Below are 8342 nucleotides of genomic sequence, written 5' to 3' on the forward strand. Positions count from 1 at the left end.
GCTACGCCCGCGCGTCAGCGCGCGGCGTTGCGGTCGGTAATCATCTTCGGGGTGATAAAGACGAGCATTTCGGTCTTGTTGGCAACGCGTTCGCGCTTGCGGAACAATGCCCCCATGTAGGGGATTTCACCCAGCACCGGCACGCGCGATTCGTCATTGGTTTCGGTGAGCTCGAAGATACCACCGATGACGACCGTGCCGCCGTTCTCGACCAGCACCTCGGTCTGCACGTGCTTGGTGTTGATGGCCGGGCCCGCCGAGGTGTTGACGCCGCGGGCGTCCTTGCTCACGTCCAGCGTCAGGATGATGTTGCCCTCTGGCGTGATCTGCGGCGTGACTTCGAGCTTCAGCACCGCCTTGCGGAACGAGATCGAGGTCGCGCCGCTGGAGGTGGCCTGCTGGTACGGGATTTCTTCGCCCTGCTCGATCAGCGCCTTGGTCTGGTCGGCCGTGATGACGCGGGGGCTGGAGACCAGCTTGCCCTTGCCGTCGGCTTCGAGGGCGGAGATCTCGAGGTTCAGCATGCGCGACAAGCTCGAGTTGAACAGCGAGATCGCGAAGGTGCCTGCGGCGTTGCCGGTGCCGCCAGCGTCGCCGGCGGGCAGGTTGATGAAGTTGGAGTTGGTCCAGGTGGCTGCTGCGCCGCCGACGCCGCCGGCGTTGGTGGTGGCAGGCATGACGCCGAAGGTGCCGTAGGCCGGATTGCCGTTGGCTGACGCGACGCGTTCGCGGGAGATACCGCCGCCCATCCGCACGCCGAGCGACTTGCCGAAGGTGTCCGAGGCTTCCACGATGCGCGCCTCGATCAGCACCTGGCGGACGGGAATGTCCAGCTTCTGGATCAGGTCGGTGACCTGGGCCAGGCGCGAGGGAATGTCGGACACGAACAGCTGGTTGGTCCGCGATTCGGCGATCACGCTGCCGCGGGGGCTCAGGATGCGCGAGGTCGTACCACCGCTGCCGCCACCACCTGCCGATGCACCGGTCCCCGTCAGCCCCTGCGCAATAGCGATGGCCTTCGTGTAGTTCAGCTGGAACGACTGCGTCCGCAGCGGCTCCAGGTTCTCGATCGCCGCCTTGGCTTCGAACTCGAGCTTTTCCTTGGCGTTGATCTCATCCTTGGGCGCGATCCACAGCACGCTGCCGTTCTTGCGCATGCCCAGGTTCTTCGCCTGCATGATGATATCGAGCGCCTGGTCCCAGGGCACGTCTTTCAGACGCAGCGTCAGTGCGCCGCTGACCGAATCGGAGGTCACGATGTTGAAGTTCGTGAAGTCGGCGATCACCTGCAGCAGCGAGCGGATCTCGATGTTCTGGAAGTTGAGCGACAGCTTCTCGCCGTTGTAGCCGACGCCTTGCGTGAGCTTGCTCGGGTCGACCTTGCGCGCGCGGACTTCCACCACGAACTGGTTCTCGCTCTGGTAGGCGCTGTGCTCCCAGTCGCCCTTGGCATCGATCGTCATGCGCACGCGATCGCCCGATTGCTGCGAGGTGATCAGTTGCACCGGCGTACCGAAATCGGCCACGTCGAGGCGGCGGCGCAGGCCTTCGGGCAGCGTCGACTTGGTGAATTCCACGACCAGGCTCTTGCCCTGCTGCTTCACGTCGACGCCGACCTGGTTGTTCGGCAGGTCGACCAGCACGCGGCCTGTGTTGTCGGCGCCAAGGCGGAAATCGACGTCGCGCAACGGCAGCGTGTCGCGGTTGCGGTTCTCGGCGAAAGTGGTCGCCGCGGAAGCGGCGGGCGCCGTCCCGGCCACCGGCTCGAGCACCACCAGCAGCGACTTGCCCTGGATCTCGGCCTTGTACGCCGTGGCCTGCTTCAGGTTCAGCACCACGCGGCTGCGGTCACCGGCCTGCACCACGTTGACCGAGCGCAGGTTGCCCTGGTTCACCTCGATGGCCGAACGCCCGATGGCGTTCGTCACGCCCGGGAAGTCCAGCGCGATGCGCGCCGGCGTCTGCACCGAGAACCCGGCAGGCACGGCGGTGAGCGGCTGGGCCAGGTCGATGCGGATCACTTCCGCGCCCGACTGGGTCGAGCTCGTCACCGACTCGATTGCGTTTTGCGCATGGGCGACGGCCAGGGCACCGAAAGCCAGCAGACCCAGCCCGGCGGCGCGCAGCCACTGTGCCATCGTTGATTTTTTATGGTTCATTTCGCACTCTCTTGCAACTGCAGCGTGGCTACGCGTTCAATCCATTCGCCCGCGGCGTCCTGCACGATCTCGCGCAGGGCGACTTCGGTTTCGTTGATACGGGTGATGCGCCCGTAGTTGAGCCCCAGGTACTCGCCGACGCGCACCTTGTAGAGCAGCTTGTCCACACGCACGAGCGCCACCGGCTGGCCGTTGCGGTTCATGCTGCCGACCATCGCCATCGTGTCGAGCGGGAACGCTTCGAGGGCTTCCTTGCGGCGCGCCAGCTCCGGCGCGATCAGCTCGGACGTGCTCGGCTGGTTCGACTCCCGGCGCAGCGCCTGGGTCAGCTTCAGCATGTTGAAGGGCTCGAACGACGACGCCTCGGTGTAGGCCTGCGGCGTGAACTTCTTGGGTTCGGAGATCGGCGGCACAGAGGGCTTCACCTGCGCGCGCTGCTCGACCATCCAGCGCTGCAGGTCTTCCTGGTCGGAATCGCCGCAGGCGCTCAGGCCCAGCGTGGCCAGTGCCAGCCACAGGACTTTGGCGACCGGCTTCATTTCTTCGCCTTCGGCGCCGTGGCGCGTTTCTGGGCGGCCCGCTCGTCTTCGTCGAGGTAGCGGTAGGTGCGCGCGGTGGCGTCCATCGTCAGCACGTCCTTGTCCTTCTGCGGTGTGACGGTCACGTTGTTGAGCGTCACGATGCGCGACAGGCTGGCCACGTCGGCCGCGAAGGCGCCCATGTCGTGGTAGCGGCCCGTGACGCGCACGGCGATCGGCAGCTCTGCGTAGTAATCCTTGACCGACACCTGGCCAGGACGGAACAGTTCGAACTGGAGGCTGCGGCCGAGGCCGGCCTGGTTGATGTCCGAGAGCAGCGCGTCCATTTCCGCCTTGCTGGGCAGTTGCTTCTCGAGCAGGATCACGTACTGCTGCACCTGCTCGCGCTGCTTCTTCAGCAGGTCGAGGTTGGCGGCTTGCGCCACTTTCTTCTGGTAGTCGGTCCGGAGCGTGACTTCCTTGGCGCGCTCGGCTTCGAGCTCGTCGTTGGAGTTCGTGAGCCAGACAAACCACAGGCCCGCCAACACCAGCGCGGACACGGCCAAGCACAGCGCGTAGCGCGGCACCGCCGGCCACATGGAAGGATCGTTCGGATTCAGTCCGCGGAACTGGTCGCCGAAGTTGCGCAATGCGGTGGCGACGTCGACTTTGGGGAGGGATCGGTTGCTGATGGCCATGATCGATTACCCCTTCGCCTGCGCCTTGGCGGCCAAGGCCTTCTCGGCCTCCGCCTTCTGGGCGTCGGTGGGCCGCTTGAGGCCGATGCGCATCGTGAAGTTCGCCACGCGGCGCTGGTCGCGCTGGCTCAGGTTCACATTGGCCGAGGTGATTTCGACCAGCTCGGGCTTCACCAGCCAGGGGCTGTTGTTGCCGAGGTTGCGCAGCAGCTCCGACACGCGCTCGTTCGACTGCGCCATGCCTTGCAGGGTCACGGTCTGGTTCTCCTGCTTCATGCTGGTGAGATAGACGCCGTCGGGCAGTTGCCGGACGAGTTCGTTGAGCAGGTGCACGGGCAGATTGCGGTCGCCTTGCAGGTCTTCCACGGCCAGCTGGCGCGCGCGCAAGGCTGCGATTTCTTCCTGCAGTGTTGAGATTTCCTTGATCTCGACTTCGAGCTTCTTGATCTCGGCCTGAAGGAAGCCGTTCTTCGATTGCTGAGCCGAAATCTGGGCCTCGAACCACAGGTAACCGAGGCCGGCGATCAGGGCACCCAGCAGCGCGGCACCACCCAGGGTGCCGTAGAAGGCCTCGCGGCGGCGCTTGCGCGCGGCTTCGCGGTGCGGAAGCAGATTGATCAGGATCACTGCAGGAACCTCCGCATGGCCAGGCCGCAGGAGGTCAGATAGGAAGGCGCTTCGCGGCGGACCTTCTTCTCGCGGATGCTGGGGCCGAAGTCCATGCCGTCGAACGGATTCACGAGCGAGCAGGCAAAAGAGGTCTGGCGGGTCACGGCATTGGTCAGACCCGGCAGCGACGACGAGCCGCCCGCCAGCAGCACGTAGTCGACGCGGTTGTGCGGCGTGCTGGTGAAGAAGAACTGCAACGCGCGCGCGATTTCCTGCGCGATGCTTTCGACGAAGGGCTTGAGCACGCCCGAGCCGTAGTCGTCGGGCAGGTCGCCGCTGCGCTTCTTCGCTTCGGCTTCCTCTGCGGAAAAACCGTACTGGCGCACGATCAGCTGGCTCAATTGAGCGCCGCCGAAGGCCTGGTCGCGGTCGTACAGCACTTCCTGGTTGCGCAGCACTTGCATGCTGGTCGTGAAGGCACCGACTTCGAACAGCGCCACGATGGCGTCCACGCCCTTGCCCGGCAGCTGCTCGATCAGGCGTGCGGTTGCGAGGCGCGAGGCATACGACTCGACGTCGAGGATCATGGCCTTCAGGCCCGCGGCTTCCGCCAGGCCCTCGCGGTCCTGCACCTTCTCCTTGCGAGAGGCGGCGATCAGCACTTCCACGTCGCCGACGGAGGTCGTGCTCGGTCCCGTCACGCAGAAGTCGAGGCTCACTTCATCGAGCGAGAACGGGATGTACTGGTTGGCTTCGGATTCGACCTGGATCTCGAGCTCCTGCTCGCTCATCCCGCCCGGGAGAATGATCTTCTTGGTGATGACCGCCGAGGGCGGCAGCGCCAGCGCCACGTTGCGGGTCTTGGTGCCGCTCTTGCGCACGACGCGGCGCACGGCTTCGGCGACTTCGTCGAATTTCTCGACGTTGCCGTCGGTGATCCAGCCGCGTTCGAGCGGTTCGATGGCGCAGCGCTCCAGAACCAGCTTGCCGCTGGCCTCACGGCCGAGCTCCACCAGCTTCACGCTGGACGAACTGACGTCCAGTCCCAGCAGGGGGGCGTTCTGACGACGAAACAATGATCCAAGAGCAGCCAAGTTAGGTCCCTCTCCCCCTGTTATTTGTAACCAATGGAAAAATATGCGTTCGGTTGCATGCTAGCAGCAGGCACAGCGCCCACCAAGCGTGCAGAAAGCCCGGAACCGACAACCGTTGTCAAAACGTGACGTCAAAGCCGCATTCTGTAACTTTCTGCTTAGCCCCTGGAGAGGGAATGCGCGAGGTAACAAAGATCCGGAGGCGCCGGGGGGGCGGCTTTTTATAATGTCCGGTGACTCTCCGGGCCCCCATGCAAGAAACTTCCAGCCCGAAAGGGCGCGCCAAGACTCCTCCACCCGAACGCCCCTTCTGGCTGAAATGGCTGTTGCGTTTCGTGTTCTGGGGGGCGGGCATCGCTGCGGCGGGCCTGCTTTCCATCCTGTGCGTGGTGGCCGTGGCCCTGGCAGTGGCCTATCCCAACCTGCCGGACATCTCGGAACTCTCCGACTACCGACCCAAGCTGCCGCTGCGCGTGTTCTCCGCCGAAGGCACGCAGATCGGCGAGTTCGGGGAAGAGCGACGCAACCTCACCCCCATCGCCGCGATCCCCAAGGTCGTGAAGGACGCCGTCCTGGCCGCCGAAGACGCGCGCTTCTATGACCACGGCGGCGTCGACTACAAGGGGCTGGTGCGCGCCGGCCTCGCCAACCTGAACCGCGTGAAGAGCCAGGGCGCTTCCACCATCACGATGCAGGTGGCCCGCAACGTCTACCTGAGCTCCGAGAAGACGCTGACCCGCAAGATCTACGAGGTGCTGCTGACCTTCAAGCTGGAGCACCTGCTCACGAAGGACCAGATCTTCGAGATCTACCTGAACCAGATCTACTTGGGCAACCGCGCCTACGGTTTCGCGGCCGCTTCCGAAGCCTACTTCGGCAAGCCGCTGTCCGAGATGACGATCGCCCAGGCCGCCATGCTCGCCGGCCTGCCGAAGGCGCCCGGCGCGAACAACCCGGTCAACAACCCGCAGCGCGCGCGTGGGCGCCAGTTCTACGTGATCGACCGCATGCAGGAGGCCGGCTTCATCACCGCCGAGCAGGCGGCCGAGGCCAAGAAGGAAGAGCTGCACCTGCGCGACGCCGCCGACCCGAACCGCCTGCACGCCGAGTACGTGGCCGAAACCGTGCGCCAGCTGATGTACGCCCAGTACGGCGACAGCACCTACACGCGCGGCCTCAAGGTCTACACCTCGCTGGTCGCCGCCGACCAGGCCGCGGCCTACAAGGCGCTGCGCAAGGGCATCATGGATTACGAGCGCCGTCAGGTGTATCGCGGCCCCGAGAAGTTCATCGACCTGCCGAACGATCCCAAGGAGCTCGACGAAGCGGTGGACGACGTGCTGAACGACCACCCCGACAACGGCGACGTCATGGCGGCCGTGGTGCTCAAGGCCACGCCCAAGGAAATCCAGGCCATCCGCGCCAACGGCGACGCCGTGCAGATCACGGGCGACGGCCTCAAGCCCGCGCAGTCCGGTCTGTCGGACAAGGCACCGCCCAACATCAAGATCCGCCGCGGCGCCGTGATCCGCGTCGCGAAGACGCCCAAGAGCACCTGGGAAATCACCCAGCTGCCCGAGGTGGAAGGCGCGTTCGTGGCCATGGACCCGCGCGACGGCGCCATCAAGGCACTGGTCGGCGGCTTCGACTTCGGCAAGAACAAGTTCAACCACGTCACGCAGGCGTGGCGCCAGCCGGGCTCGAGCTTCAAGCCCTTCATCTATTCGGCCGCGCTCGAAAAGGGCTTCACCCCCGCCACGGTCATCAACGACGGCCCGCTGTTCTTCGACGCCGGCACCACCGGCGGCCAGCCCTGGGAGCCCAAGAACTACGGCGGCGGCTTCGACGGTCCGATGTCGATGCGCACGGCGCTGATGAAGTCGCGCAACCTCGTGTCGATCCGCATCCTGCAATCCATCGGCACGCGCTACGCGCAAGACTGGATCACCAACTTCGGCTTCGACAAGGACAAGCACCCCGCCTACCTCCCGATGGCGCTCGGTGCCGGTGCCGTCACGCCGATGCAGATGGCGGTGGGCTATTCGGTGTTCGCCAACGGCGGCTACCGCGTGAATCCGTACCTCGTGACCCGCGTCACCGACCACAAGGACCGCGTGCTGGTCGACGTCCAGCCGCCACTGCTCAACGAAGCGTCGCGCGCCATCCCGCAGCGCAACGCCTTCATCATGGACACGCTGCTGCAGTCCATCACGCGCGCCGGCACGGCCGCGAAGGCGCAGGCGATGCTCAAGCGCCCCGACCTCTACGGCAAGACCGGCACCACCAACGACTCGCTCGACGCCTGGTTCGCGGGCTTCCAGCCCACCATGACGGCGATCTCGTGGATCGGCTACGACACGCCGCGCAACCTGGGCGACCGCGAAACCGGCGGCGGCCTGAGCCTGCCGATCTGGATCAACTACATGGAAACCGCCCTCAAGGGCGTGCCCGTGACCGACCTGTCGACCACGCCGCCTTCGGGCATCGTGAGCGTCGGCGGCGAGTGGTACTACGACGACTACGCGCCGGGCCGCGGCGTGTCGAGCCTGGGCGTGGAATCTTCCGCGCCGGTGGCACCGGCCGAAGCCCTGAGTGGCCCGGCGATCAGCGCGCCTGCACCGCCCGAGGAGCGCAACCGCATCCTCGACCTGTTCAGGAACTGATCAAGAAAGACGGAGCGCGGCGGCTCAGGCCGCCGCGAACACCAGCGGCTGCCCCGCTTGCAGGGTCGCTTCACGCGACAGGTTGCCGAAGAATTCTTCCCCGGTCTTGGTGTCCACCCACACCCGGCCGTCGTGCCGGTAGTGGTAGCCGCCGGAGCGTGCCGCCAGCCAGATTTCCTGCAGCGGCTTCTGCAGGTTCACGATCAGCTGGCTGCCGTTGCGAAACGACATCGTGATCATCCCGCCGACCCGCTGGTTGTCGATGTCGGCGTCGGTCGCGTCGTTGATGCGGTCGCAGCCCTGCTCGATGGCAGCAAGCGCCGCCTCGGCGCGGTCCATGTACTCGGTGTCGGTCATTACAATTTCAGCATGTTGAATGTTCGCCAAATTCTAGTGAGCGCTCGCGCCCGCACCGCGCTCATGGTCTGCCTTGCCGCCAGCGCGGCGGGCCTTGCGGCGTGCGGACAGCGCGGCGCGCTCTATCTGCCGACCGATCCGGCGGCCGCCCAGCGCGCCACCTTGCCCCAATTGCTCACCCCCGGCGGCTCCAAAGCCTCCGACAACGAAGCGGCCCCCAAGCCCGCCGCAGCCAGCAGCGCCC

The 8342-nt window shown here is 65.7% G+C and carries 8 protein-coding genes; 2 read left to right on the forward strand and 6 right to left on the reverse strand.

What is annotated here, in order from left to right; genetic code table 11:
• Nucleotides 1-14 precede the first annotated feature (14 nt).
• Genes AC07Y4_RS17635 through AC07Y4_RS17655 form a run of 5 tightly spaced genes read right to left on the reverse strand, consistent with a single transcriptional unit; the run spans nt 15 to nt 5078 of the window.
• Nucleotides 15-2159, reverse strand: a complete 2145-nt coding sequence (locus AC07Y4_RS17635) for a type IV pilus secretin PilQ (protein WP_495274873.1) — start codon at nt 2157-2159, stop codon at nt 15-17.
• Entirely contained in the window at nt 2156-2698 is a 543-nt protein-coding gene (locus AC07Y4_RS17640) for a pilus assembly protein PilP (RefSeq protein ID WP_062471766.1), read from the reverse strand. The genes AC07Y4_RS17635 and AC07Y4_RS17640 overlap by 4 nt, the downstream gene beginning before the upstream one ends.
• Nucleotides 2695-3375, reverse strand: coding sequence for a type IV pilus inner membrane component PilO (locus AC07Y4_RS17645; RefSeq protein WP_070059947.1), 681 nt, complete (start codon nt 3373-3375; stop codon nt 2695-2697). The genes AC07Y4_RS17640 and AC07Y4_RS17645 overlap by 4 nt, the downstream gene beginning before the upstream one ends.
• Before the next feature lie 6 nt (nt 3376-3381).
• A complete protein-coding gene (locus tag AC07Y4_RS17650) occupies nt 3382-4002 on the reverse strand; it encodes a PilN domain-containing protein (protein WP_070059948.1) in 621 nt (206 codons plus the stop codon).
• Nucleotides 3999-5078, reverse strand: coding sequence for a pilus assembly protein PilM (locus tag AC07Y4_RS17655; protein ID WP_062471776.1), 1080 nt, complete (start codon nt 5076-5078; stop codon nt 3999-4001). The genes AC07Y4_RS17650 and AC07Y4_RS17655 overlap by 4 nt, the downstream gene beginning before the upstream one ends.
• A gap of 251 nt (nt 5079-5329) precedes the next feature.
• Between AC07Y4_RS17655 and AC07Y4_RS17660 the strand changes: the two genes are divergently transcribed.
• The gene (locus AC07Y4_RS17660; RefSeq protein WP_493196025.1) at nt 5330-7741 is read left to right on the forward strand and encodes a penicillin-binding protein 1A; all 2412 of its coding nucleotides are present in this window, start codon (nt 5330-5332) and stop codon (nt 7739-7741) included.
• A gap of 24 nt (nt 7742-7765) precedes the next feature.
• Here the strand turns inward: AC07Y4_RS17660 and cyaY are convergent, their stop codons facing one another.
• Entirely contained in the window at nt 7766-8098 is a 333-nt protein-coding gene (gene cyaY, locus AC07Y4_RS17665; RefSeq protein ID WP_062471779.1) for an iron donor protein CyaY, read from the reverse strand.
• A 12-nt stretch (nt 8099-8110) separates the two neighbouring features.
• Between cyaY and lptM the strand changes: the two genes are divergently transcribed.
• Nucleotides 8111-8342 (forward strand): LPS translocon maturation chaperone LptM (gene lptM / locus AC07Y4_RS17670; protein WP_495274874.1); only part of this gene is annotated, 232 nt, incomplete at its 3' end.

This window comes from Variovorax sp. GW460-12-1-14-LB1, assembly GCF_059423605.1.

Bases quoted from the DNA above. Each gene is read 5' to 3' on its own strand.
- AC07Y4_RS17635 (WP_495274873.1), bottom strand. From the start codon at position 2,159: ATGAACCATAAAAAATCAACGATGGCACAGTGGCTGCGCGCCGCCGGG.
- AC07Y4_RS17640 (WP_062471766.1), bottom strand. From the start codon at position 2,698: ATGAAGCCGGTCGCCAAAGTCCTGTGGCTGGCACTGGCCACGCTGGGC.
- AC07Y4_RS17645 (WP_070059947.1), bottom strand. From the start codon at position 3,375: ATGGCCATCAGCAACCGATCCCTCCCCAAAGTCGACGTCGCCACCGCA.
- AC07Y4_RS17660 (WP_493196025.1), top strand. From the start codon at position 5,330: ATGCAAGAAACTTCCAGCCCGAAAGGGCGCGCCAAGACTCCTCCACCC.
- cyaY (WP_062471779.1), bottom strand. From the start codon at position 8,098: ATGACCGACACCGAGTACATGGACCGCGCCGAGGCGGCGCTTGCTGCC.